A 24,909-nucleotide genomic window follows, 5' to 3' on the forward strand; every position below is an offset into this window, starting at 1 on the left:
GCTAAAATGCAAGACAAGCATTTTTGATCTGAATCTGTTGATGTCTAAATCGTTTGTCTCTCAAATATGGGCTAAAATGCAAGACAAGCATTTTTGATCTGAATCTGTTGATGTCTAAATCGTTTGTCTCTCAAATACGGGCTAAAATGCAAGACAAGCATTTTTGATCTGAATCTGTTAAATCCTATCCCGTTTGTCTGCAAAAATTTTAAATATATTGACACCTATTGATTTTGTCTTTAATATTTTCTTAAATAGTAACGTCAAGAATAGAAGGAAATAATGGAACATAGTTTAGAAAATGCAGTCAGCTATCATTACGACAAATTCCCACCAAAGGATTTGGATTATGCACAATTTGTGGAACCATTAATAAAAGCGACTGATGCAGTGGCTCGTTATGACCAAATGTTGAAAAATATGCACAACAGTGAAATACTTTTGGCTCCGTTACGTAACCAAGAGGCTGTTATTTCATCAAGAATGGAAGGTACGATAAGTACCATGGATGAAATTCTTAAATATGAAGCTGACCATGACGCTGAAACAGGGAACGCTGCAAATGTAAGATCTGAAGTGATTGAAACCATTCTTTATCAAAGAGCCTTGATGGCTGCGCAAAAAGCAATGGCAGATGGGTATCTACTATCCCAATCATTCATTAAGGGTATCCATCAGCGTTTACTGTCTTTTGGTCGAGGGGCTTCTAAATCACCAGGTCAGTTAAAGAACGAACAAAACTACTTGGCAGATAAGTTAAAGAAAAAAATATTATTCATCCCTATTAGCCCAGAAAAACTCCAGGAAGGATTAGATAAATTATTTCAATATATAGAACAAAGTACGCACCCAGCACTGGTAAAAACCGGCATTGCCCATATTGAATTTGAGGCATTGCATCCTTTTAAAGATGGTAATGGACGAATTGGGCGAATGTTGATTACATTAATGTTGTGGTCTTCAGGAATAATATCTGCACCTCATTTTTATATAAGTGGGTACTTGGAAGATAATAAAAATCTTTATATTGACACAATGAGGAAAGTCTCTGAGCATGGGGATTGGGAAAGTTGGTGTTGTTTTTTTCTCGAGGCTGTTGAACAACAGGCCATTAGAAATCTTTCTATTGCAGAGGATATAAGGGCACTTTACGAAGAGATGAAGACCATATTTTCAGAGGCTCTTTCCTCTAAATGGAGTGTCAATGCATTGGATTTTGTGTTCACAAACCCAGTATTTAGAAATAACAAATTTACAACTAAAAGTGGGATACCCACAGCGAGTGCAGCAAGATTTGCCAGGGTTTTATTAGAAAAGAATCTAATCCTGACATTAGAAGAAGCATCTGGTAGAAGACCTGCGTTATATTCTTTCGAGCCGCTAATGAAGCTTGTGAGAGTCTAAGTTACCGAACAATCTACTGCACAAGATCAGTATTAGGCCCATAATCGGAATAAAATCTTCCAACACATGGCCTAGGATTTTAAGTCGTATTCAAGGCGCGTTAATGGGAGCATATTGAAATATGTGCCCATTAAGGCAACGAAGAAGACGGCTTAAAAGACAGGCCATGTGGGAGGTTTTATTTTGATCATGGGCCTTACGCTGCGAATCATATCGACTTGTGAGTACACGCTAAACTATACTGACCTGGGATAGCATCAAACCGTATTCTTTTAAATTCCATTTTGCAATTCATGAATTCCGCATGGAAAGGGAAATTCGTTGTCGATTTATGTCCACCTCGAGCACGGTGACGGTTACCTGCTGGCGAACCTTGACCACCTCGTTGGGATCTTTGACAAACCGGTCGGCAAGCTGGCTGATGTGAACCAGACCATCCTGGTGAACGCCGATGTCCACAAAGGCTCCAAAGGCCGTCACATTGGTCACAAGACCCGGTACCCTCATGCCGGGAACAAGATCCTTGATCTCGTGGATGTTGTCATCAAACTCAAAGGGCTTGAAGGTTTCCCTTGGGTCTCTGCCGGGTCTTGCAAGTTCGGCTGCTATATCTTCAAGGGTAACCATTCCCCTTGTGTCAGTGCAATAGGGGGTAAGGTCGATGCCTTTTACCAGGGGTTGGTTGCCCACAAGGGCCTTAACGGTAAGACCGTTGTCCTTTGCCATGGACTCCACAATGGTGTAGGACTCCGGGTGGATGCCGCTTCGGTCAAGGGGGTTTTTGCCGTCTGAAATTCTTAGAAAACCGGCAGATTGCTCAAAGGCCCTGGGCCCTAAGCGGGGCACTTTTAAAAGATCCCGGCGCGTGGTAAAGGGGCCGTTCTCTTTTCGGAAATTGATGATATTGGCTGCAATGGTCGTGTTGAGTCCTGCCACGTGGGTGAGAAGGGCAGCGCTTGCCGTGTTCACCTCCACACCGACCCGGTTTACGCAGAATGAGATGACATCATCCAGCGTCGTTTGAAGTGCTTTTTGATCCACATCGTGCTGGTACTGGCCCACCCCAATGGATTTAGGGTCGATCTTTACAAGTTCGGCCAGGGGATCCATGAGGCGGCGGCCAATGGAAACGGCTCCCCGTACGGTGATGTCCTGGTCCGGAAATTCGTCCCTTGCGATTTGTGATGCCGAGTAGATGGATGCACCACTTTCGTCAACCATGATTGTCTGGATCTTGTCTCCAAGTCCGGCCTGCCGGACAAAGGCTTCGGTCTCCCTTCCAGCCGTGCCATTGCCAATGGCTATGGCTTCTGTTTCATGTTCTCTGGTCAATTTCTTCAGGGTTTTTGCGGCCTTGTCCGAATCTGAAAACGGATAGATCACCCCATGGTGGACGAGGGTGCCCTGCTGGTCGAGACAGACGATTTTGCATCCGGTCCTGAAACCAGGATCAATGGCCAGTACCCGTTTCTGCCCAAGGGGGGAAAAGAGAAGCAGTTCTCGGATGTTGCCGGCAAACACCCCGATGGCCTCCTGGTCTGCCCTTTGTTTCAGATTTGCCATGGTCTCCTTTTCAAGGGATTTTCCCATGAGCCGTTTGTAGGCATCCTTGATGGCGGCTTTGACCTCCAGGGCTGCCCGGGTGCTGTTTTTAACAATCCGCTGTTCGATGATGGCAAGGGCTGTTTCTTCGGGTGGAAGTACATGGACGGTAAGGATGGCGGCAGCTTCCCCCCTGAACATGGCAAGAATCCTGTGGGACGGGCTTTTTGCCGCGCTTTCCGACCAGTCGAAATAGTCCCTGAATTTTGCGCCTTCAGCTTCTTTGCCCTTTTTGACCCGGGCGCTTAGGATGGCCTTTGATTCAAATAGTTTGCGGACCCTGGCTCGAAGGGTTGGATCCTCGTTAAAGGTTTCGGCCAGGATATCCCTTGCCCCGGCAAGGGCCTGTTCAACGGTTTCAACCCCTTTAGCTGTATCCACAAAGGGCAGGGCTTCGATTTGGGGATCCTTGTCCCGTTGTTTTAAAAGTGTGAGGGCCAGGGGCTCTAAACCCTGTTCCCGGGCCGTCTGGGCCCTTGTCTTTCTTTTTGGCCTGAATTTTTCAAAAAGATCCTCAAGTTCTGCTTTTGTTGTGGCCCGGTTAATGGCTTGCCTGAGGTTTTCGGTCATGAGGTCTCTTTCTTCAAGGGAGGCAATAATGACCTGCTGTCTTGCAGAAAATTCCTTGAATTTTGTGATCCTGTCCCGGATTTCGGCAATCACGACCTCGTCAAGGGAGCCGGTCTGTTCTTTTCGGTAGCGGGCAATAAAGGGGATGGTGGCACCCTGGTCGAAAAAATTGGCAATGGTTTGTACCTGGGCCGGTGTAAGGTCAAGATCCCGGGCAATGGTGGTTATCATTTGTTCAATACCTCCTTTAAAAAACGGCCCGTGTGGGAGCGTTCCAGTTGGGCAATCTCTTCGGGGGTGCCAACGCCGATCACCTCGCCGCCCTTGTCCCCGCCTTCAGGGCCAAGGTCGATGACATGGTCTGCATATTTTATCACATCAAGGTTGTGCTCGATGACCACCACGGTGTTGCCTAGTTCAACCAGGCGGTTTAAAACCGACAGCAGCCGGTTGATGTCGTCGGTGTGCAGCCCGGTGGTGGGCTCATCCAGGATGTAGATGGTTCTGCCGGTGCTTTTTTTGCTAAGCTCCCTTGCAAGCTTTATGCGCTGGGCTTCACCCCCTGAAAGGGTTGTTCCGGCCTGACCGAGCTTGACATAGCCAAGTCCCACATCAACAAGGGTTTCAAGTTTGGTCCGAATGGACGATATTCGGCTGAAGAAGGTAAGGGCCTGGTTGGCCGTCATGTCAAGGACGTCGGCAATGCTCTTTCCCTTATACTTAATTGCCAGGGTCTCCCGGTTGTAACGTTTCCCCTTGCACAGGTCGCAGGTGACATAGACATCGGCGAGAAAGTGCATCTCGATCTTGATGATGCCGTCACCTGAACATGCCTCACACCGGCCACCCTTGACGTTAAAGCTGAATCGGCCCGATTTGTAACCCATGGCCCGGGCTTCCGGGGTTTTGGCAAAGATTTCCCTGATAAAGGTGAATATGCCCGTGTAGGTGCCAGGATTGCTCCTTGGGGTTCGTCCGATGGGCGATTGGTCAATGTGGATCACTTTATCAAGGTAGCGAAGCCCGGATACCCCAGTGTGCTTTCCAGCCGGAAGCCTTGAGCGGTATAGGCGGTTGGACAGAAGTTTGAACAGGGTGGCAAGCACCAGGGTGGATTTCCCAGAGCCGGACACCCCTGTGACGCAGGTAAAGCAGCCCAGGGGAAAGGACACATCAATGTTTTTAAGGTTGTTGGTGGAGGCGCCCGTGATGGTGAGGTTCTTCCCATGACTCGTACGTCTGTGGGTGGGGACCTTGATTCTTTTTTTGCCGGAAAGGTAGTCCCCGGTAAGGGAATTTTTTGCCTTTAGAAGTTCCTGGGGCGTACCTGAAAAGACCACCTCTCCCCCCCGGATGCCGGCTCCTGGACCCATGTCGATGATGTGATCTGAGGTCAGCATGGTCTCCTCGTCGTGCTCGACTACAAGCACGCTGTTGCCCATATCCCTGAGGCTTAACAGGGTGTCCAGCAGCCGTTTGTTGTCCCGCTGGTGGAGCCCGATGCTGGGTTCATCCAGCACGTAAAGGACCCCTGTGAGTTTGGAGCCTATCTGGGTGGCAAGCCGGATGCGCTGGCTTTCACCGCCGGACAGGGTTGTGGCCGAACGGTTCAGGGTTAGATAGTCGAGGCCCACGCTTGTGAGAAAACCGAGGCGAGCCTTGATCTCGTCAATGATTCCCTTGGCAATTACCTTTTTCTGACCGGTAAATGTCAGGTTGTTGAAAAACTTTTCTGCTTTTTCAACGGACATGACCGTGATTTCAAACAGGGTTTTGTCTCCCACCCGAACGGCGCTTGACGCTTTGTTGAGTCTTGTTCCCTTGCATCCTGAACAGGAGGTGAAGTTCATGTACTGTTTGATCTCTTCCCGTGACTGGTGGGAGTCGGTTTCGTGGTAGCGCCGTTTCAGGTTGGGAATGATCCCCTCATATTTTTTTGTGTAGGTGATGCGCCGTCCTTCCTTTTCAAAGTAGAAGGGGATCTCTTTTTTGCCGGAGCCGGCGATCAGGACCTTTTGAAATCTGGTCGAGAGTTTGGAAAAGGGGGTGTAGATATCCTCGTTGTAAAACGAGGTCAGGGCGTCGAGGAATTCGGCAAACTGGACGGAATCTTTTCCTGCCCAGGGAGCGATGGCACCTTCTCTCAGGGAAAGTTCACGGTTTGGGATGATCAGGTCCGGGTCAAACTCGGTGACCGTTCCAAGTCCGTCGCATTTGGGACATGCCCCCTGGGGGGAGTTGAACGAAAAGCTTGCAGGCACAAATTCAGGGTAGCTTACTCCACAGGTGACGCAGGATGATCGCTCGCTGAAAAAAATTTCCTGGTTGTCTGCAAGGGTGAGGACAACTGCAACCCCGTTGGCAAGGGTGAGGGCAAGTTCCAGGGAGTCGGAGAGCCTTGTTTCAATGCCGGGTTTGACAATCAGCCGGTCCACCACAGCCTCAAGCTTGTGCTTAGCAGTCTTTTTGAGCTGGGGTAAGTCGTCGGTGCCATGGATCACCCCGTTGATTCTGACCCGGGCATATCCCTCTTTCTTGAGCTGTTTCAGCGTTCGTTCATGGGTTCCTTTCTGATCGGAGACCAGGGGGGCAAGGATGATGATCTTTGACCGTTCAGTAAGGGCCATGACCCGGTCAACCATCTGGTCGATGGTCATGGCAGTGATGGCAAGGCCGCATTTGTGGCAATAGGGGGTCCCCACCCTGGCAAACAAAAGGCGCAGGTAGTCGTATATCTCAGTCACCGTGCCAACGGTGGATCGTGGATTGTGGCTTGCTGTTTTCTGTTCGATGGAGATGGCCGGCGAGAGGCCGTCGATGAAATCCACATCGGGCTTTTCCATCTGGCCCAGGAACTGGCGGGCATAGGTGGAGAGCGACTCCACATACCGACGCTGGCCTTCGGCATAGAGGGTGTCAAAGGCAAGGGTTGATTTGCCGGACCCGGAAAGGCCGGTAATGGTGACCAACCGGTTTCTCGGGATCTCCACATTAATGTTCTTGAGGTTATGTTCCCGGGCGCCCCGGATGATTATTTTGTCTGCTGTCATCGGTTGATACGGTTCGCACCGGTGATTGTGGCCTGGAGGGCGGCCATTTTGATTGCGGCAATAAGGCTTGACGGGTCAGCAGTTCCTCGCCAGGCAATGTCGTAGGCCGTGCCGTGGTCAACCGACGTTCGGATGATGGGCAGTCCCAGGGTGGTGTTTACCCCATCGCTGAAGTGGATCATTTTAAAAGGAATGAGGCCCTGGTCGTGGTACATGCAGACGACCGCATCAAATTTGTGGTTGGCGGCATTGAAAAACAGGGTATCCGGCGGAAAAGGGCCAGACACCGTTATCCCTTTGGATCTTGCCTGTTCAACGGCCGGGGCAATAATTTCCAGTTCTTCGCTGCCGAACATGCCGTCCTCGCCGCCATGGGGATTGAGGCCTGCCACGGCAATCCTGGGTTCAGGGATGCCGAATTTGGTTTTCAGGGTCTCTGAGGTGAGGCTGATGGTTGCCAGGATCTCAGCCTGGTTCAGCCTTGCGGAAACTTCACACAGGGGGATATGGATGGTCACAAGGACCACACGGAGTCGGTCACCGGCCATCATCATGGCCACCCTTGGAGTGTGGGTCCTGTCTGCAATAAGTTCGGTATGACCGTGGAATTTTGATCCGGCAAGCTTCATGGCGGTTTTGGTGATGGGACAGGTGGCAATGGCCTGAATTTTCCCGTCCATGGCAAGATCCACGCCCGTGGTGATGTAGTCGATCATTGCCTTTCCGGTGCCAGGGGTGGGGTGTCCGGCCAGAAGGGTCGCAGCATCAAGTCGGGACAAGGGTACAATATCCATGGTACCGTGGCAATATTTTCCGCCTGCCGGGGTGTCGGTTGTGTGGACATCCATTCGGGCGGATTTCAGGTCAATGGCCCTTTCCATCACGCCTTCATCACCAAGCACAAGGGGACGGCAAACAGTGTAAACGAATGGATCATCAAGGGCGGAAACAATGATTTCCGGCCCGATACCCACGGGGTCCCCCATTGTGATGCCGATAACAGGACGGTTGTCAGTCATGGAAAAGTGCTCCTTTGGATGTCTTGCAGGTTGCCGGAAATAATGAGCTGTTTTACTGAAAATTAAAAATAAATCATACTACCGGCTGGAATCTGTGTAAACAAAAAATCCAAAAACATACCCTGGAACAGGTTCAACGGGATGGATATTGTGAAACCATTGAAAAATCATACCCTTTGGTAGAATAGGGCTGAAATAATAAAAACAGAAGCTATGAATAGAAAACAGGAGTAATTTAAAGGAAACTATTTTTTTAAAAGGGGGTGGTACTTGCCGAAACTATGATTATTACATGAAAAATGAGCCCATTGGGGAAGTTGCTGTAATTAAAGCTAAAAAAAATGTTTCACGAAAATAAAGTCTGTAAAATCAGTGGGTAATGCCTTGGTGTGAATCAGAAACTAATATTTCCCTAACAAAGGATTATCCGATTTGACTTGGGGGGGCAGATGAAATACAAAGAGTTTCATTCCGATTAACCTTAAAATTCGATATTGGTCTAATAACCCGTGAATACACACTTTCCGGGTGAAATGTTAGCCATCAGGCGTAAAAAGAGAGATATAAAATTCCATGGAGCAATACTGGGAACGAGTAAAATCAGAGATGAAACATTCTTTGCCGGACCATAGCTATCGAATGTGGATTCAACCCATGGGGTATCAGGCGTCAGGCAGCAATGAAGTGACATTGTCATGTCCCAATTCATTTTCAAAAAAGCGTATCAAGGAGAATTACCTTGCAGGGATTGAGGCACAGTTTACAAAACTGGGCCTGGGCCAGATAAAAATTGACCTGATGGTCGAAACCAAGGGCGTTAAAAAGAAGGCCTCCAAGGCTGCAACCCAGCCTGTAAATGGTGGAGAGTGTGAAACGCCATTATTAAGCTTTCCGCGGCGCCCCAGCCGACCCATGCAGATGGCACTCCCGGGGTTGAACATCAGATCGGACAGCGGCAGGATGCTCAAAAAGGGGTATACCTTTGATCGGTTTGTGGTGGGGGATAATTCCGATTTTGCCTATTCTGCGGCCCTGTCCCTGGCCCAGACCTCGTCGGTGAACAACGGTGCCATCTATCTTTTGTCGGATACAGGGCTTGGCAAGAGCCATCTTTCCCAGGCTGTGGGTCACCATGTGATTTCCCAGGGATTCTCTGACAAGGTCTACTACGTGACGGCCGAGGATTTTACCAATGAAATGGTCTCGTCGATTAAAAATAACACCATCAACGGTTTCAAGGAAAAGTATCGGAGGAAATGCGATGTGCTGATCCTTGAAGATGTGCATTTTCTTTCCGGCAAGGACGCCACCCAGAAGGAGCTTGCCATGACCCTGGATTATCTCATGGATGCTGAGAAAAAGATCATCTTCAGCGGTTGCTATCTTCCCGACGACATTCCAAAGATGAACGAACAGCTTAAATCAAGGCTCACCCTTGGCATGGTCACAAAGATTGACCCCCCAAATTTCAAGACCCGGGTGAAGATCCTTAAGAACAAATCAAAATATGACGGGTTTGTCATTCCCAACGATGTTACCGAGTACCTTGCCCAGGAGCTTTGTGACAATGTCCGCCAGCTTGAGAGCGGCCTCATGGGGGTGGCCAGAAAAAGCGCCCTCCTGGGTGAAAAGATTGATATCAACCTTGCCAGGGGCGTACTGTCAACCATCTCCAGGAACAAAAAGAACATCACCGTTGATGTGATCAAAAAACTGGTGTGCAGCGAGTTCAGCCTTTCCGAAAAAGAGCTGGTCTCCACCTCAAGGAAACAAACTGTGGTCAAACCCCGGCAGATGGCCATCTTCCTTGCCAGAAAATATACAGACCAGCCCTTGAAGACCATTGGCAGAAGTTTTAACCGCTACCATGCCACGGCCATTTACTCGATAAATGCCGTGGAAAAGAAGCTCAAGCAGCAGGGTGGGTTTACCGAGCAGATGAATTATCTGTGTCGAAAGATTGAATCTGGAAAAGCCCTATGACAGACCTTGACTCCCTGTATAAAGCCATTGAAAAGGTAACAGGAAAGCAAAGGATTACCCGGGAGCCTGAAGAGCTTGTCTGTCATTCGTTTGATGCAACGGGGCGATCAGTTGTCCCGGATATCGTCGTTTTTCCCGCAGCTACCCTGGAGGTGTCAAAGATACTTGAGATCGCCAGCAGCTATAAGGTATGCGTAACTCCACGGGGAAGCGGCTCTGGCATGACCGGAGGCACCCTGCCCATGGGCGGCGGTATCGTCATGGCCATGGGCAGGATGAACCGTATTCTTGAAATTGATACTGAAAATCTCATTGCCAGGGTGGAGCCGGGGGTTGTCACCGGTGATCTGCACCGGGCCGTTGAACAGCGGGGATTGTTCTATCCGCCGGATCCTGCAAGCGCTTCGTTTTGCACCATTGGTGGAAATATCGGCGAATGCGCCGGTGGTCCCAAGGCCGTTAAGTATGGTGTGACCCGGGATTATGTCCTGGGGCTTGAGGCCGTTCTGCCGTCGGGCCGGATTATCCACACCGGTGTTAAAACGGCCAAGGGGGTGGCAGGTTATGACCTCACCCGCCTCATCGTGGGCTCTGAAGGCACCCTTGCCGTTGTCACGGCCGTTACCCTGCGGCTTATTCCCCTTCCCGAGGCGGTTAAAACCATGGCCGTTGTATTTGACAGCATCAAAAAGGCCGCTGAAACCGTGTCGGGCATTATCCGGGAATCTGTGGTGCCAAGGTGTGTGGAATTTTTAGACCGGGCATCCATCGACTGTGTTAGAAAGGATGTCAAGCTTGACCTTCCCGGTACCGTTGAGGCGATTCTCATCATTGAGGTGGACGGCTCCCGGGAAACCGTTGAGGTTGATGCCCGGAAGGTCGAAGCCTATTGCCACAAACAGGGGGCGTCCGCCGTTGTTGTGGCCGGGACCCCTGAAGAGGCGGCTGAGCTCTGGAAGGCCAGGAAGGCGCTGTCTCCTGCCATGTTTAAAATAGCGCCCAACAAGATCAATGAAGATATTGTTGTTCCCATCAACCGGATTCCCGATATGGTGGCAAAAATTGAGTCCATCAAAAAGAGCTCAGGCCTTACCGTTGTCAGCTTTGGTCATGCCGGAGACGGGAATATCCACTGCAACATCATGTATGACAAAAGGGACAAGGATCAGCTCAAAAGGGCTGAGGCAGCTGTGGACGCGCTTTTTGACGCAACCCTTAGTCTGGGCGGAACCATCACCGGTGAACACGGGGTTGGCATTACAAAGAAACCTTACCTTTTAAAGGAGGTAGGGCCGACGGAAATAGAGATCATGCGGGGAATAAAACAGGTCTTTGATCCCGGGAATCTGTTGAATCCCGGGAAGATTTTCTAGTGCATCCTGGCTGGAAAAAAGTCAAGGGTCAGAATATGATCAAAAATGTCTACCTTTGGGTTCTGGCTCTGTTCAATGGCACATCGGATGGAGCAAGAGCAGTAATTGGTGCATATCTTATCGTCCCGGCTGAACTCCCCGAAACACTCAAGATCGTCCCTTGAGTCGTCAATTGTTGAATCGTCTACCAGAATATCATCCGTATCAATAAATTTCATTTTGTATTCCATCTTCATTGTTTGATGTAAGGTTGGTGGGTAATATAATCAATCCAGGGAAGGTGGTCAACCTGTTTGTTGCCTGATCATGGATTCAAGTCGGCTCACAAGGGGTTTCAAGGTCTCGGGACGTGTAGCCGAGACAAGGGACCCCTGGTTTAAAAGCCAGGGGTTGTCAAAGTCGGCAAGCGCTATTTTGTCCTGTTTGTTGAACACGTACAGGACAGGCGTTTTTTCAAGGCCGAGTTCCTTTAGAATACGTTCAACCGAACCCATCTGTTGCTCGTACCTCGGGTTGCTGATGTCAACCACGTGGAGGAGAATATCGGCATCCTCAAGCTCCTCCAGGGTGGCATGGAATGCTTCCATGAGTTCCTCGGGAAGGTCCTGGATAAACCCCACGGTATCGGTGATGATCACCTCGAGATCCTTTGGAAACCTCAGTCGCCTTGATGAGGGGTCCAGGGTTGCAAACAAACGGTTTTCGGCAATGATCTCGCTCTTGGTCAGGGTGTTAAGAAGGGTTGATTTCCCTGCATTGGTATAGCCGACAATGGAGATCACGGGAATGCCCCTGCGGTTTCTCTGGGAGCGCTGCTGGGAGCGCTGCTTTCTGATTTTCGAGATATCCTTGGACAGTCGAGTGATTCTATCCCTTACTCTCCTGCGATTGATCTCAAGCTTGGTTTCCCCTGGTCCCCTGCCGCCGATACCGCCGGTGAGTCTTGACATGGCTGTGTTCTTGGTGGCAAGTCTGGGCAGGAGGTACTTCATCTGGGCAAGCTCCACCTGGAGTTTGCCCTCCCGGCTTTTGGCCCGTCGGGCAAAAATGTCAAGGATGAGCTGGGTCCTGTCAATAACCTTCATCTCTACAAAGTCGGTGATGGACCGAATCTGGGAGGGGTTGAGCTCCCTGTCAAAGACCAGCATTGTGGCATGTTTTTGAAGGGCACGGATGACAAGGTCGGCAAGTTTTCCCCGTCCCACCACAAATTTAGGATCAATTTTTTTTCGTCGTTGAAGGGCCGTATCCAGCACCTTTATGTTCGAGGAGCGACAAAGTTCCTTGAGTTCGTCAAGGGAGGCCACGGCATCTTTCACCTGGTCGGTGAAGATGTTGATCAACAGGGCCTTTTCTTCGCCTGTTTCCACGGTGTAGCTTGCGTCCTGCCTGGCAAGCTCGTCTTCGATGGCCAGGATTCTTTCCAGGCAGCCAATGTTGAGATCGTCCTTTGAAAGGGGCGCCATGGGTGCACAGGGCTCATCTCCGTCTCCTGGAAGAATGTGGCTGGAATAAATGGTGATGGGCGGTGTCCGGTTTTGATCTGTCTTGCCAATACCCTTGGGGGTGAAAATTGAGACCGCGGCCATGAAGTCAAGGCGCAACAGTGCAAGATCGGTGAGGTCGTCCCGGGTGAGGTCCGTCTCATTCAGATGGGTATGGATGCACCTTAACCCCTTGAGACGGCCGGGAAGGGTTCTAAAGTCCGGGGTGTCAGGGATAACGATCCTGTGGGGTTCTCCGGCAATGACATGGACGGTTTTGCCGTTCCTTGCAATGAGAACACCGACCTGGCGGCGGATATCCGTTGATACGGCAATCAGGGCATCAAGCTGATCCCTGGAGATAAGGTCTTCCGGTGTTGTGTTGAACAGGTAGAGATTCTCAAGAGCCTTGATCTGGTGGGCGGAAAGGCCGGTGGTGGAACCAAAGATTTTTTTCATTCGTATCCCTGATAGGACTCTCTGGCAAGTTCCTCAAAACGGGTATAAGCACCGATGAATGCCATATGGGCCGTTCCAATGGAGCCGTTTCGGTTCTTGGCAATGATGATTTCAGCCTTGCCCCGGTTGGGGTTGTTTTCTTCTTTGTTGTACACCTCGTCCCGGTAGATAAAGGCGATGATGTCTGCATCCTGCTCCAGGGCGCCGGACTCACGAAGGTCGGACATGAGCGGTCGTTTTTCGGCCCGTTGTTCGAGCATTCGATTGAGCTGGGAAAGGGCGATCACTGGAATTTCAAGCTCCTTGGCCAGGGCCTTCAGGTTCCTTGAAATTTCAGCAATCTCAAGGTCCCTTCTGTCCGAGTGGAACGGGGCCTTCATGAGCTGGAGATAGTCAATGATCACAAGGCCGAGACCCTTTTCCATCTTGAGTCGCCGGCATTTGGCCCGGATCTCCAGGGACGAAATGTTGGGGGTGTCATCGATGAAGATGGGTACCTCGTTGAGGATGCCTGCGGCATCGGTGGCATTCTGCCAATCTTCCTGGCTGATGAATCCGGTCCTCAGGCGGTTGGAGTCTATCCTTGATTCAGAGGTCAACAGCCGCATGGACAGCTGATCCTTTGACATCTCAAGGGAAAACACGGCCACGGGCACCCGTTCTTCAACGGCTACGTTTCTGGCAATGTTCAGGGCAAAGGCGGTCTTGCCCATACTGGGTCGTGCCGCAAGGATGATGAGGTCGGATTTTTGAAGGCCGGAGGTCAGGGAATCAAGCCGTGAATACCCGGTGGATAGCCCTGAAAGTCCACCCGACGATCCCTGGCGTTCTTCCAGGGTGTCGATGTTCATGTCAATGAGCTGGCCAAGGGATGAAAACGCCTGGCCCCCCTTTGATTCGGAAATTTTAAACACCTGGTTTTCTGCAAAATCGATGATGTCCTCAAAATCGCCCCGGTCCTTGAGGCATCGCTCGATGATCGCCGATGCACTGGAGATCATGGCTCTGAGGGAGGATTTGCCTTTGATAATCTTTGCGTAGTGAACCGCATTGACGGCCATGGGAGCCGAATCGGCAATGGATGCAAGCAGTGCTGCACCGCCTGAAGATTCGAGTTCGTCCTTTTCCTTGAGGCGTGTGGCCACAGTGACAAGATCTGCGGGCTCATCCTTTGAAAATAGTTCGAGTATGGCGTTGAAGATTCGCTTGTGGGCCTTTTTATAGAAATCTTCAGGCTTTAAGAGGTCAATCACATCAAAAAGGTTTTCATTGTCAATGAGGACGGCGCTGAGCAACGCCTCTTCCGCGTCAATGTCGTGGGGAGGAACCTTGGTGAGCAGGGGGTCTTTGTGGGGCGTTTCTTTCATATCGGGAAAGGCATTACCTTTGTGGGTTTGGGATAATCCGCCATGGCGGCGGATTATCCCAAGCGTGGCAATTATGCTACTGGGTCTTTTCTTCGGGCACAACCTTGACGGTTATTTCAGGTTCAACATCCTTGTAAAGCCGGATGGGGACCTTGTACTCACCGGTTTCCCGGATGGGCTCGGGCAGAAGAATAGTCCGGCGTTCAAGGATGATGTTCTGGGCGTTAAGGGCATCCTTGATGTCATGGGAGGTGATGGATCCATAGAGCCTGAACTCCTCGTGGACCTTGGCTTTGATCGTGCACTCAACATTCTTGAGCCGTTCTGCCATCTCCTGGGCAAGTTTTCTCTCTTTTGCAATCTGAAGATCAAACTTGGCCTTTGCCTGCTGGATAATTTTGCGGTTTTGGGGGGTTGCCTCAATGGCCTTTCCCTGGGGGAAAAGGTAGTTGCGGGCATATCCGGGTGCCACATCCCACTCTGTACCGACAATGCCGAGCGTGTCGATTGTTTCTTTTAGTATTACTTTCATTTCAACCTCCGATAAAGGTTCAACCTGACGTCAGGTTGGAACTTATTTCTGATCTGTTTGAATTCGGGTCTGTTTTAGTTTTGCTCTTTTCCCTCACCCATTGCACCAAGTTTTCTAAAATCTATCCATGTGTCAAAAAAGCCAAGTCCCACAATCACAAATAAAAAAATTTGTTGAATGGCGATGATGCTGTAGATGAAAACCCTCAGCATTCCAGGAAAGCGTCGTTTTTCGAACACAAACGAGACAACGGCAATGCCCTGGAAAAAGTAGATGGGCATAATTACAAGAATACAGTTCAGACCCATGATCTTAAGGGCTGTCGTGGGTATTGGAACCAGCAACAGCAGAATAAAGAAGATGACCGGCCACACGAGTTTTTCCGGTGCTCTCCACCGGTTGAGTCCGTCCAGCTGGGAAACATGGAGTCCCTTTTTCAGCAGAATCTTTTTGATGAAAAGGGTGTTCACCCACACAACCATCATGATCATGACGGAAAAAAGAGCCGGCATGATCCGGGTCATGACATAGTGAATGGTATCCATGGATTTTGAGACAAGGTCGATGCTCTCCTGGGGAATCCCCATGCCTGAGTAGAGGCTTAGGGTCATCTTGAGGTTGGCACCCACATAGTCCGACACCAGCTGGAACATCCCCTGGTCTGTTGTAAGGGTGTAGAGGAAAAAAACGACAAGGCTGGTTCCCATTGAGGTAAGGCAGGTGTAAAACCCGGTTCGCTCAATTGAAACATGCATTTCGATAAATTCCCCAAGGAAAAAACCGGTAAGTAGCAGAGAGCCGAAAAAGAACACGTCCAGGGGCGATCCTCCTGTGACACCGGCGATAACAGCACAGACTATTGCCATTATCATGGCGCCGAGGTTCCTGCCAAGCTTGAGCCTGTAAAAGGTGATGGGCATGGGAAGAACCAGGGCAAGGAAGAAGCCGAGCAGCGGCAGGTAGATGGTTGTGCAGAAGATGACAAGGCAGATGGATATCCCTGTCATGACGTCTCGTACCACCGGTTGTATTGCTCGTAGACGGGTCAATATTCTCTCCGCTGGGGACCGTTGCAGGTCCTAACTCAGTTTTCCAACATAGGGCAAAAGGGCAATGGTTCTTGCCTGTTTAATTGCGCTTGACAGAACCCGCTGGTGCTTGGCGCAGGTGCCGGTGATTCTCCGGGGAATGATCTTGCCCCTTTCAGTGATAAAGGATCGAAGGGCCTTGGCATCCTTGTAGCTGATCTCAAGGGTGGAGTCGGCGCAGAACCGACACACTTTACGACGCTGGAAAAATCTTTTTTTTGGGTTCTTTTTCTGAAAGGCCATCCTAATTTTCCTCCTCATTCTCTGGGGTTTCAGCGTCTACAGTTTCATCGGTCTCATCTGTTTCAGCTTTCTTGGCCTCGGCTTCGACCCGGGCAGCATCGGCCTCGGCTTTGGCGGCATCGGCTTCGGATTTTGCCGCAGCTTCGGCATCAATCTGAAGTTTGAGTGCCTCTGGATCAATGTCCTTTTCAAGGAGGATCGTCATGTATTTCAGGATCTTATCGTCAAGCCTGAAGTTACGCTCAAGCTCGGTCACAAGGGTGCCTGTTCCGCCGTAGGTCATGCAGACATAGTGACCCCGGGGTTTCTTGGCGATTTCGTAGGCAAGTTTCTTGTTTCCCCAGTCATCAAAATTGGCCAGAATCCCACCTTCCTGCTCAAGGATTCCTTTGAATCTGTCAAACAGGGTGTTCCGAACTTCATCTTGAAGATCGGGATCAGTGATAAAAATGGTTTCATACATTCTCATACTCTGTTTCCTCTCGGATTTCAGCCCCGACGGTTGTTCCCATCGGAGCAAGGATTAAAAATAGCGCAATGGAAAGACGGATTCACGATCAGTCCCCTGCGCCCTGTGGGGATAAATTAAAAATATACCCCGATAAAAGGATAAATATATAGCATTGATCCCCTTAATGGTCAACACCCAAATTTTGGGAGTGGGCATTCATTAGAGTGCCTTGAGCGCCTCGAGTTCTTCCCAACGGGCATAGAGTTGCTCGACCTGGCTGTGGGCCTTTTGAAGCTCGGTGCACACCCTTGCAAGTTCGTCTGGGTCTGACATGACTGTGACATCTGCCATGGCGTCCTCAAGGGTTGCCACCTGGGCTTCAGCAGCCAGGATCTGAGGTTCGATCTGTTCGAGCTCAAATTTGTCCTTGTAGGAGAATTTGGCAGAAGGGGTCTCTTTTTTGCCGGAGGTCCGGGTCGTCTTTTTCTTTTTTTTGGGAGTAGTTTTCTTTGCCAGGCATTGGGATTGGTCTGCGTGGGCTGTGGCGTTTCCCTTGCCGTCAAAGAAGAGGATGCCCGTTGCCACCCGATCCAGGAGAAACCGGTCATGGGAGACAAGGACAATGGCCCCGGGAAATTCCACAAGGCTTTGTTCAAGGACCTCAAGGGCGGGGATGTCAAGGTCGTTTGTGGGCTCGTCAAGGAGAAGAAGGTCGGCCGGAGTCAGCATGATTTCGGCCATGAGGATTCTTGCCTTTTCGCCTCCTGAAAGCCTGCCAACGGGCAGGGTGAGCTGGTCCGCAGTAAAGAGAAAGCGTTTTGCCCACGAGACCACGTGGATGCTTTGTCCCCTGTATATAACGGCCTCTCCAGCCGGGCTCAGGGCCTGTTTAAGGGTCATCTCCGGGTCAAGGCGTGATCTGTTCTGGTCAAATACGGCAACCTTGAGCTGATCGGCCCGTTTAACCTCGCCCTTGTCCGGGGCAAGTGTTCCCTCAAGGATGTTCATCAATGAGGTTTTTCCACACCCGTTGTCACCCACAAGTCCAAGCCTTGTTCCTGGAACAAGCTCAAGGGTGATATCTGAAAAAAGTTGCTTTCCGCCCAGGGATTTTTCAATTCCCTGGCAGGTGAGCAGTCGCCGGGTCTTTCGGTTGGTTCCATTAAAATCCATGTCAATGCGGGTGGTCTGCCGATTCCGGAGCTTCACATCGGCAAGTTCGCTGCCAAGCTTGTCTGCCTGGTCGATTCGGTAGCGCGCCTTGGTGGATCTCGCCTTTGCACCCTGCCTGAGCCACTCGGTTTCCCTCCGCATGCGGTTGGTAAGGACCTCCTCCTGTTTGAGCTGGGTGGCAAGAATCCGGGTCCGCTCCTGTTCAAAGGTGTTGTACCCACCCTTGACGCTGATCTGTCCCTGGGGATAGCATCGGCCAAGCTCTGTGATATTCGTGCACACGGACTCGAGGAATGCACGGTCATGGCTGACCACAACAAAGGCAAAGCTGGGGTTTTTGAGTATGGATTCAAGCCAGAGGACGCCGCTGATGTCAAGGTGGTTGGTGGGTTCATCCAGGAGAAAAAGGTCAGGGTCAAGGCCAAGGGCTCTGGTGATGGTCAGGCGTTTCTGCCAGCCACCGGAAAGAGCGCTGCATTTTTGTGATGGGTCTGTGAAACCGCCAACCCCGATCATTTTTTTTACGCGGCGGTATCGCTCCTGGCCGTGGATATTTTCCCCTGCCAGGCCATCCTCAAGGGTTTGCTGGATGGTCTTGTCCGGATCAAGCTCGTCCTGCTGGGCAAGGTAGACAAGGTGGGTGTTTTTATTCAGGTAACGCTCCCCTTTCTCCGGGGTGTCCCTGTCGGCAATGAGTTCCAGGAGGGTTGACTTTCCAGAGCCGTTACCGCCGATGAGACCCAGGCGTTCGGTGTCTTCAATGTTGATGGTCAGATTGTCAAAAACCGGTTGATCTCCATAGGACTTGAAAATGGATCGATAGCTGAAAACAAGTGTCATGGTTTATCGTTTCGTCTCTTTTATAGTGTTGTTTTTTAGCTGTTTGTAAACCCCTACCATGCGGATGATGAATCCTGCAAACAGGGTAAGGCTGATGAGAATGATCAGGCATGCGGCAAAAAAGGTCATGATAAAGCTGAATGGATCTTTCAGAGAGTAAGCTCCCATGAGAAGGTCCACGCCAAAGATCAGGAAAAACAGGGAGAGCAGAACAAGTCCTGTCTGGAGGGGCCACCAGTAATATTTCATGAAAAGCTGAATGCCTCGTAGTTGTCATTGGTTGTTTTTTTTGACATACTATACTTCTTTTTCTATTTTAAAGCAATACGGGGAGCGTATGAGACTCTTACTGGTGGAGGATGATGTCAAAATTGCAGATTTTGTCATAAAGGGGCTTAGTGCTGCTGGATTTGCCGTTGACCATGCAGTCAATGGTCAGGATGGGCTTCACATGGCCTGTTTTGAAGAGAACGACCTGATTGTGGTTGATGTGATGCTGCCATGCCTTGACGGAATTTCCCTGATCAAGACACTCAGGGCCAGGGGATTCAACACCCCTGTGATTGTTCTGAGCGCAAGGGACCGGGTGGACGACAGGGTAAGGGGGTTAGAAGCCGGGGCTGATGATTATCTTACTAAACCCTTTGCCTTTTCTGAACTTCTGGCAAGAATTCAGGCCTTGATCAGAAGGGCCGGCGGTGTTGTTGACCCGACAACCCTTAGTTATGGGGAACTGGTCATGGATTTGATGAAAAGGGAGGTGCGCCGGGATGGCAGGGTGGTGGAGCTCCAGCCCCTGGAGTTTTCTCTTCTTGAATATCTCATGAGAAACCAGGAGAGGGTGGTGTCAAAAACCATGATCATGGAGCATGTCTGGAACTACAACTTTGATCCCATGACCAATGTGGTGGAGGCAAGGGTGTGCCGCCTGAGGGACAAGATCGACAAGGGATTTCACCCAAAGCTGATCCACACGGTAAGGGGGGCCGGATATGTCCTGGCGCTGCGCGAAAAGCCTGCCTAATCTTTTCAGAACCATTGCCTTCAGGCTGACCCTCTGGTATGCAGGCATTTTCTCTGTCTCCTCATGCCTTGTGTTTGTTCTTTTTTATTTTCTTGTGGCACACACTATTCTGACAAGGCTTGACCTGGATCTTGTTGATAAGGCCGGCCGATTTTCCGCCGTTCTTGATGTCCAGGGGATCAGTGGTGTAAAAAAACTTGCCATTCTTGAGGCCAGGGCGGCAGGCGAGAAAAAGATCTTTTTCAGGCTCCTCTACGCCAATGGCGAGGTGTTTGCCTCGTCCCACATGGGATACTGGAAGGAAATTCAGGTGGGAAAAGAGGCGCTTCAGAAGCTGGTCATGGGTCAAAAAAATGTATTCGAGACCGTTCGGGCCGGACCTGATGCCCAGGAAATACGGGTGCTCTACCATCTGTCAGGGCCCGGAGTAATTCTCCAGACCGGACTTGCCATGGAAACCTATTCCCATTTTTTAAAGGCCTTTAAGCGGGTCTTTTTTGTTGCCATGACCCTTGTTGTCCTTATTTCCGCCGTGTGTGGATGGTTTTTGTCCCAAAAAGCCCTGGCAGGGGTGGGGGCGGTTACGCTCACGGCCCAGAGAATTTCAGGAACCAACCTTGAAGCCAGGGTCCCGGTGACGGGCAGCCAGGACGAATTGGACCTTCTGGCCAAGACTTTTAACACCATGCTGGACAGGATAGCAGGTCTTGTGGCAAACATTCGGGAGATGGGGGACAACATCGCCCATGACCTTAAAAGTCCGCTTACCCGTATCCGGGGGCTTGCCGAGCTCACCCTTGTGGGCAATAAGGATTCCGGGGCCTTTGAATCCATGGCCGCTTCGACCATTGAAGAGGTGGACCGGCTTTTGTCCATGATCAACACCATGCTGGTGATATCCAGGGCCGAAGCCGGCCAAGGAGAATTCAGATTTGAACCCGTTGATCTTTCAGGACTTGTCCACGAGGCGTGCGATCTGTTTGATGCGGTTGCCGAGGATAAAGATATTCTGCTCAAGTGTACTGTCCCAGCGCCTGTTGTTGCCAGGGTGGACAGGGGGATGATTCAGCGTGCCCTGACCAATCTTATTGACAACGCCCTTAAATATACCCCTTGTGGGGGAAGGGTGTGGGTTGAAGTGGTCGACGCCGGGGGGGGCAGGGTCGAGATTCAGGTCCATGACACGGGTAAAGGCATAGCAGTCTCAGACATTGAGCGAATCTTTGACAGGTTTTTCAGGGTTGATCCCTCAAGGAGTGAATCAGGCGCAGGGCTCGGGCTTTGTCTTGCGCGTGCCATTGCCCGGGGGCACGGGGGCGACCTTTGCGTGGAGAGCGTCTTAGGCAAAGGCAGCGTTTTCTCTCTAAGATTACCAAAAGATAATGTTCCGGTCACTTAACAGTCAGGTGTTATGCATTATAGTTATGCCCAGTACTGATTATTTTAAATTCCGGCACGTCCGGGAAAGGAGCTAATAATGAATCTAAACAGGAAAATTCGTCTTTTTTTTCTCTCTGCCGCAGCCCTTGCCATGGTGGCGTTTGTATCAATTCCGGCAACGGCGGCTTTGGGTAAGTCCGTGGTCATGGTGCCAGAAAGTTTCAGTGAACTTGCTAAACATGCAAAGCCCGCTGTTGTCAACATCAGAACGGTCAAGGTCACAAAGGAGGGCGGCCGGGTGTTTAAGCATTTTTATGGCCAGCCCTTTGGCGACAAAGACCCGTTCCGGGAATTTTTCGAACCCTTTCTTCGCCAGCAGCCCCAGAAGGATTATCGTCAGCAGAGCCTTGGCTCAGGTTTTATCATCAGCAGTGACGGCTACATCGTAACCAACAATCATGTGGTGGCCGAGGCCGATGAAATCAAGGTGAAGCTTTATGATGATAAGGAGTATGATGCAAAGATGGTGGGCACAGACTCCAAGACTGACCTTGCCCTGATCAAGATAGATGTCAAAGGGCTCGATTACCTTGAACTGGGGGATTCCGATGTCCTTGAAGTGGGAACCTGGGTGGTTGCCATTGGGAGTCCCTTTGGCCTTGAGCAGACCGTTACGGCCGGAATCGTGAGCGCCAAGGGTCGTATTATCGGGTCAGGACCCTATGATGATTTTATCCAGACTGACGCTTCGATCAACCCTGGCAACAGCGGCGGGCCGTTGCTTAATCTTGAGGGTGAAGTGGTGGGCATCAATACGGCCATCGTGGCATCGGGCCAGGGCATTGGTTTTGCCATTCCCTCAAAGCTTGCAGCGGGTATCGTGGATCAACTTCGAAGTTCAGGAGAGGTGACAAGGGGTTGGATGGGTGTGGCCATACAGGATATCACTCCTGAGCTTGCCGAGTATTACAATCTCAAGGAAAAGAGCGGTGTGCTCGTGGCAAAGGTATATAAAGGTGATCCGGCAGACAAGGCAGGCATTGTTCCGGGTGATGTGATCACCCACGTAAAGGGCGATGTCGTAACATCGAGCAGGGATCTGTCCACTGCCATTGCAGGTCTGGGTGTTGGTTCCAAGGTTCCTGTCACCCTTGTACGGGACGGTAAGGCAAAGACCGTTTTTGTCGTGCTGGTAAAAAGAACGGATTCTGAACAGGGAGAGGCCCTTGTTCAATCGGGCTTTGATGAGTTCGGGCTGAATCTTCAGGCCCTTGATTCTACCAATGCGGAACAGCTTGGGTATGCTAAGGAGGTTCGTGGACTCGTGGTCACCGACATCGAGCCCGAAGGCAAGGCCGCTGCAAGTGGTATCCGGCAGGGGGATCTCTTGAGTGAGGTGAATCACATCCGGGTGAAAACCATGGATGAATATGTTGCAACCCTTGCTAAGATCAAAAAAGGTGAGGCGGTTCAGCTTCTTTTCAGGCGGGGCAACACAAGCTTCATTGCGGTGCGCTTTACTAAACAATAGGGATAAAACTTTTTATTGAAACAAAAGGCCCCAGGGGGTGTAAACACACCTGGGGCCTTTTTTGTTCTAACCGGTTTTGCTGTTTGACCAGCAGGATTTGAAGGTCCGTGCAGCAAAAATACAGACAAAAAAAGGTCCTTTAACCCATGGCGGGTAAAGAACCTGAATACAATTTCTAATATGTTTTTGGTGGAGCTGAGGGGGATCGAACCCCTGACCTCATGGCTGCCAGCCATGCGCTCTCCCAGCTGAGCTACAGCCCCCCAAAAAAACTTCGCAACTTATAGTTTATGGCAAAGGTTGTGTCAATAAAAAAATGCAGCAGGGCTAAAAAAAAAGATTGGCTGGCACATTGTCCAAGAAAGTATTGACACATTCTCTTATAAAACGGTAAAAGACAGGTTTGTATCTGAAATTATTTATTTGAAAAGTAAGGAGAGTGTATGCTCAAGTTAATGCGTGAAAATACGGGGTCATGGATAATTAAAATCCTGTTGGGACTTATTGTTCTGGTCTTTGTATTTCTTGGAATGGGTTCCATTGGTGCCAAGCGCGGTAATGAAGTAGCAATGATTAATGATCAGCCCATAACCCTGAATGAGTACCAGCGCTCTTATCAAAATATCATTGAGCAGATGCGTCAGCGGTTTGGTGATAATCTTAACGATGAAATTCTTCAAATGCTCCAGGTTAAAAAACAGGCCCTTGATCGTTTGATTGACGAACGTCTGATTTCAGGTGAGGCGGACAGACTTAAAGTTGAGGTGTCCAATCAGGAACTTGCCAATTCGTTGCTTGATATCCCGGCGTTTCGAAAAAATGGTGTTTTTGACCTTGCAACTTACAAGGTCGTACTTTCACGGAACAGAATGAGTCCAGAATCGTTTGAAGCCATGCAGTTACAGGCCCTGAGGGAACAAAAGGTCCGGGATCTTGTTTTCAGCACCCTTTCCGTTTCAGACCAGGAGGCAAGGGCATGGTACACCCATAGCAAGACCCAGGTCGGCATCGACTATCTTGTTTTTAATCCGGTCGCTTACAAGGACATTGCAGTTGATGCAAAAGCCCTAACGGATTTTTATGAATCAAACAAGGAAAAATATAAGTCTGAGGCAGAACTGACGGTTAAATATCTTGAATTTGCCGTCAAGGATTACCAGGACCGTGTGACCATCTCCGATGATGAGATCAAGGCGTATTACGACGAGAACCTTGATCAGTACAAGGTGCCGGAAAAAGTTGAGGCGCGCCACATTCTGATTCGTGTTCCACAAGATGCTGACGAGGCCACCGTTGAAGCTGCAAGAAATGAGGCTGAGACGATCCATGCAAAGGCCGTGGGAGGCGAGGACTTTTCTTTGCTTGCAAAAACCTTTTCCCAGGGCCCCACAAAGGATGATGGCGGATATCTTGGCACTTTTGCCCGGGATGCCATGGTAAAACCCTTTGCAGAGGCAGCCTTTTCCTTGGCTTCCGGGGAAATAAGCAAGCCGGTCAGGACACAGTTTGGATGGCATGTGATCAAGGTGGAGGCCAAACTTCCAGCATCGACAACTGCCTTGGACAAGGTGGCTGCAGAAATTCGTAAGACCCTTAGTACAGCCGAACTCAAGAACCTTGCCTATTCTGATGCCGGAAAAGCCTTTGATGGTATCATTGACGGGGATGACCTGGAGCAGGCCGGTCTTATTACTGGAAAAAAGGTTTTAACAGCGGGACCTTTTACCCAAAAGGGGCCTGGTGATGTCGTGGCTGATAGTCAGGGGTTTGCCCGGGCAGCGTTTGCCATGTCCCTAAACGAGATCGGGGATGTCAAGGAGATCGGAGATAACTATTACATTATCAAACCCGTTGAAAAAATTGATCCAGAGGTGCTGCCCCTTGAAGCCGTTCGTGATACCGTAACAAAGGATCTCACGGCCCAGCTCCAGCAGGAGCGGGCAAAAAAAGATGCCCAGGCCTTTCTTGATGAACTCAAGGATAACAAGGAGATCAAAGCAGTTGCCAAGGCAAAGGGCCTTGAGGCAAAGGCGTCGTCCCTTTTCGTGCGTGGGGCCACTGTCCCTGAATTTGGACCGAATTCTGAAATTACAGCCGTTGCATTTGAGCTATCCCCTGAAAACCCGGTTCATCCCGCAGTTGTCACGGGCAGCGGCGGTTTTTATGTCATCTCCTTCAGGGAGCAGAAATTACCGGATGCAGCCGAGATCGATGAGAATCTTGATGGTGTTAAAGTTTCCATGGCCCGGTCAAAACAGGGCAGCGTTTACAATGAGTGGTTAGGTGAGCTAAAGATGGCCGCCAAAATTGATATCAAGAAGGGATTTCTGGATTAG

Annotated in this window: 19 protein-coding genes and 1 tRNA gene; 7 read left to right on the forward strand and 13 right to left on the reverse strand. The window is 50.2% G+C overall.

From position 1 onward, the window contains the following. Positions 1-282: 282 nt before the first annotated feature. Positions 283-1,404, forward strand: coding sequence for a Fic family protein (locus tag HRM2_RS09235; protein WP_015903740.1), 1,122 nt, complete (start codon positions 283-285; stop codon positions 1,402-1,404). 291 nt (positions 1,405-1,695) lie between these two features. Here HRM2_RS09235 and HRM2_RS09240 read toward each other — a convergent pair whose 3' ends face one another. The 3 genes from HRM2_RS09240 to pdxA are packed head-to-tail and all read right to left on the reverse strand — an operon-like array spanning position 1,696 to position 7,645. Continuing rightward, a complete protein-coding gene (locus tag HRM2_RS09240) occupies positions 1,696-3,807 on the reverse strand; it encodes a Tex family protein (RefSeq protein ID WP_015903741.1) in 2,112 nt (703 codons plus the stop codon). After that, the gene (gene uvrA, locus HRM2_RS09245; RefSeq protein ID WP_015903742.1) at positions 3,804-6,626 is read right to left on the reverse strand and encodes an excinuclease ABC subunit UvrA; all 2,823 of its coding nucleotides are present in this window, start codon (positions 6,624-6,626) and stop codon (positions 3,804-3,806) included. The genes HRM2_RS09240 and uvrA overlap by 4 nt, the downstream gene beginning before the upstream one ends. Further along, the gene (gene pdxA, locus HRM2_RS09250; protein WP_015903743.1) at positions 6,623-7,645 is read right to left on the reverse strand and encodes a 4-hydroxythreonine-4-phosphate dehydrogenase PdxA; all 1,023 of its coding nucleotides are present in this window, start codon (positions 7,643-7,645) and stop codon (positions 6,623-6,625) included. The genes uvrA and pdxA overlap by 4 nt, the downstream gene beginning before the upstream one ends. A 573-nt stretch (positions 7,646-8,218) precedes the next feature. Here pdxA and dnaA point away from each other — a divergent pair. Together dnaA and HRM2_RS09260 are read left to right on the forward strand one after the other, a co-directional pair. Further along, entirely contained in the window at positions 8,219-9,628 is a 1,410-nt protein-coding gene (dnaA, locus tag HRM2_RS09255; RefSeq protein ID WP_015903744.1) for a chromosomal replication initiator protein DnaA, read from the forward strand. Next, on the forward strand, positions 9,625-11,001 hold the full coding sequence (locus HRM2_RS09260; RefSeq protein ID WP_015903745.1) for an FAD-binding oxidoreductase: 1,377 nt from the start codon (positions 9,625-9,627) through the stop codon (positions 10,999-11,001). The genes dnaA and HRM2_RS09260 overlap by 4 nt, the downstream gene beginning before the upstream one ends. Here the strand turns inward: HRM2_RS09260 and HRM2_RS09265 are convergent. From HRM2_RS09265 to HRM2_RS09305, 9 genes are all read right to left on the reverse strand, one after another. After that, positions 10,998-11,219 carry a hypothetical protein gene (locus tag HRM2_RS09265; RefSeq protein ID WP_049770428.1) on the reverse strand — a complete coding sequence of 74 codons (222 nt, stop codon included), beginning with the start codon at positions 11,217-11,219 and terminating at the stop codon, positions 10,998-11,000. The two genes, HRM2_RS09260 and HRM2_RS09265, sit on opposite strands and share 4 nt — an antisense overlap. Positions 11,220-11,285: 66 nt before the next feature. Next, a complete protein-coding gene (gene hflX / locus HRM2_RS09270) occupies positions 11,286-12,944 on the reverse strand; it encodes a GTPase HflX (protein WP_015903747.1) in 1,659 nt (552 codons plus the stop codon). After that, positions 12,941-14,311, reverse strand: coding sequence for a replicative DNA helicase (gene dnaB, locus HRM2_RS09275; protein WP_015903748.1), 1,371 nt, complete (start codon positions 14,309-14,311; stop codon positions 12,941-12,943). The genes hflX and dnaB overlap by 4 nt, the downstream gene beginning before the upstream one ends. Positions 14,312-14,387: 76 nt before the next feature. Next, entirely contained in the window at positions 14,388-14,843 is a 456-nt protein-coding gene (gene rplI, locus HRM2_RS09280) for a 50S ribosomal protein L9 (protein ID WP_015903749.1), read from the reverse strand. Between the two features lie 74 nt (positions 14,844-14,917). Continuing rightward, positions 14,918-15,892, reverse strand: a complete 975-nt coding sequence (locus HRM2_RS09285; RefSeq protein ID WP_041273175.1) for a YybS family protein — start codon at positions 15,890-15,892, stop codon at positions 14,918-14,920. A 30-nt stretch (positions 15,893-15,922) separates the two neighbouring features. Continuing rightward, a complete protein-coding gene (gene rpsR, locus HRM2_RS09290) occupies positions 15,923-16,174 on the reverse strand; it encodes a 30S ribosomal protein S18 (protein WP_015903751.1) in 252 nt (83 codons plus the stop codon). 1 nt (position 16,175) lies between these two features. Further along, complete coding sequence (gene rpsF / locus HRM2_RS09295) at positions 16,176-16,643, reverse strand: 30S ribosomal protein S6 (protein WP_015903752.1); 468 nt, start codon at positions 16,641-16,643, stop codon at positions 16,176-16,178. 201 nt (positions 16,644-16,844) lie between these two features. Then, entirely contained in the window at positions 16,845-18,638 is a 1,794-nt protein-coding gene (locus HRM2_RS09300; protein WP_015903753.1) for an ABC-F family ATP-binding cassette domain-containing protein, read from the reverse strand. 3 nt (positions 18,639-18,641) lie between these two features. After that, on the reverse strand, positions 18,642-18,887 hold the full coding sequence (locus HRM2_RS09305) for a hypothetical protein (protein WP_015903754.1): 246 nt from the start codon (positions 18,885-18,887) through the stop codon (positions 18,642-18,644). A gap of 88 nt (positions 18,888-18,975) precedes the next feature. Between HRM2_RS09305 and HRM2_RS09310 the strand changes: the two genes are divergently transcribed. The 3 genes from HRM2_RS09310 (at position 18,976) to HRM2_RS09320 (ending at position 22,573) form a co-directional block, all read left to right on the forward strand. Next, positions 18,976-19,662: a winged helix-turn-helix domain-containing protein gene (locus HRM2_RS09310; protein ID WP_015903755.1), complete on the forward strand. Its 687-nt coding sequence runs from the start codon at positions 18,976-18,978 to the stop codon at positions 19,660-19,662. After that, positions 19,631-21,061 carry a sensor histidine kinase gene (locus HRM2_RS09315; RefSeq protein WP_015903756.1) on the forward strand — a complete coding sequence of 477 codons (1,431 nt, stop codon included), beginning with the start codon at positions 19,631-19,633 and terminating at the stop codon, positions 21,059-21,061. The genes HRM2_RS09310 and HRM2_RS09315 overlap by 32 nt, the downstream gene beginning before the upstream one ends. Before the next feature lie 78 nt (positions 21,062-21,139). After that, positions 21,140-22,573 (forward strand): Do family serine endopeptidase, encoded by a 1,434-nt coding sequence (locus tag HRM2_RS09320; protein ID WP_015903757.1) that lies wholly within the window; start codon positions 21,140-21,142, stop codon positions 22,571-22,573. Positions 22,574-22,760: 187 nt separating this feature from the next. On the opposite strand, the gene HRM2_RS09325 is transcribed toward HRM2_RS09320, so the two are convergent. Next, a tRNA-Ala gene (locus tag HRM2_RS09325) sits at positions 22,761-22,836 on the reverse strand. A 180-nt stretch (positions 22,837-23,016) separates the two neighbouring features. On the opposite strand from HRM2_RS09325, the gene HRM2_RS09330 reads away from it, so the two are divergent. Continuing rightward, complete coding sequence (locus tag HRM2_RS09330) at positions 23,017-24,909, forward strand: peptidylprolyl isomerase (protein WP_015903758.1); 1,893 nt, start codon at positions 23,017-23,019, stop codon at positions 24,907-24,909.

Source organism: Desulforapulum autotrophicum HRM2 (genome assembly GCF_000020365.1).
GTDB lineage: Bacteria > Desulfobacterota > Desulfobacteria > Desulfobacterales > Desulfobacteraceae > Desulforapulum > Desulforapulum autotrophicum.

Excerpts from the sequence above, each read along its gene's own strand:
- HRM2_RS09235 (WP_015903740.1), top strand. The coding sequence starts at position 283 with ATGGAACATAGTTTAGAAAATGCAGTCAGCTATCATTACGACAAATTC.
- HRM2_RS09240 (WP_015903741.1), bottom strand. The coding sequence starts at position 3,807 with ATGATAACCACCATTGCCCGGGATCTTGACCTTACACCGGCCCAGGTA.
- uvrA (WP_015903742.1), bottom strand. The coding sequence starts at position 6,626 with ATGACAGCAGACAAAATAATCATCCGGGGCGCCCGGGAACATAACCTC.
- pdxA (WP_015903743.1), bottom strand. The coding sequence starts at position 7,645 with ATGACTGACAACCGTCCTGTTATCGGCATCACAATGGGGGACCCCGTG.
- dnaA (WP_015903744.1), top strand. The coding sequence starts at position 8,219 with ATGGAGCAATACTGGGAACGAGTAAAATCAGAGATGAAACATTCTTTG.
- HRM2_RS09260 (WP_015903745.1), top strand. The coding sequence starts at position 9,625 with ATGACAGACCTTGACTCCCTGTATAAAGCCATTGAAAAGGTAACAGGA.
- HRM2_RS09265 (WP_049770428.1), bottom strand. The coding sequence starts at position 11,219 with ATGAAATTTATTGATACGGATGATATTCTGGTAGACGATTCAACAATT.
- hflX (WP_015903747.1), bottom strand. The coding sequence starts at position 12,944 with ATGAAAAAAATCTTTGGTTCCACCACCGGCCTTTCCGCCCACCAGATC.
- dnaB (WP_015903748.1), bottom strand. The coding sequence starts at position 14,311 with ATGAAAGAAACGCCCCACAAAGACCCCCTGCTCACCAAGGTTCCTCCC.
- rplI (WP_015903749.1), bottom strand. The coding sequence starts at position 14,843 with ATGAAAGTAATACTAAAAGAAACAATCGACACGCTCGGCATTGTCGGT.
- rpsR (WP_015903751.1), bottom strand. The coding sequence starts at position 16,174 with ATGGCCTTTCAGAAAAAGAACCCAAAAAAAAGATTTTTCCAGCGTCGT.
- rpsF (WP_015903752.1), bottom strand. The coding sequence starts at position 16,643 with ATGAGAATGTATGAAACCATTTTTATCACTGATCCCGATCTTCAAGAT.
- HRM2_RS09300 (WP_015903753.1), bottom strand. The coding sequence starts at position 18,638 with ATGACACTTGTTTTCAGCTATCGATCCATTTTCAAGTCCTATGGAGAT.
- HRM2_RS09305 (WP_015903754.1), bottom strand. The coding sequence starts at position 18,887 with ATGAAATATTACTGGTGGCCCCTCCAGACAGGACTTGTTCTGCTCTCC.
- HRM2_RS09310 (WP_015903755.1), top strand. The coding sequence starts at position 18,976 with ATGAGACTCTTACTGGTGGAGGATGATGTCAAAATTGCAGATTTTGTC.
- HRM2_RS09315 (WP_015903756.1), top strand. The coding sequence starts at position 19,631 with ATGTCCTGGCGCTGCGCGAAAAGCCTGCCTAATCTTTTCAGAACCATT.
- HRM2_RS09320 (WP_015903757.1), top strand. The coding sequence starts at position 21,140 with ATGAATCTAAACAGGAAAATTCGTCTTTTTTTTCTCTCTGCCGCAGCC.
- HRM2_RS09330 (WP_015903758.1), top strand. The coding sequence starts at position 23,017 with ATGCTCAAGTTAATGCGTGAAAATACGGGGTCATGGATAATTAAAATC.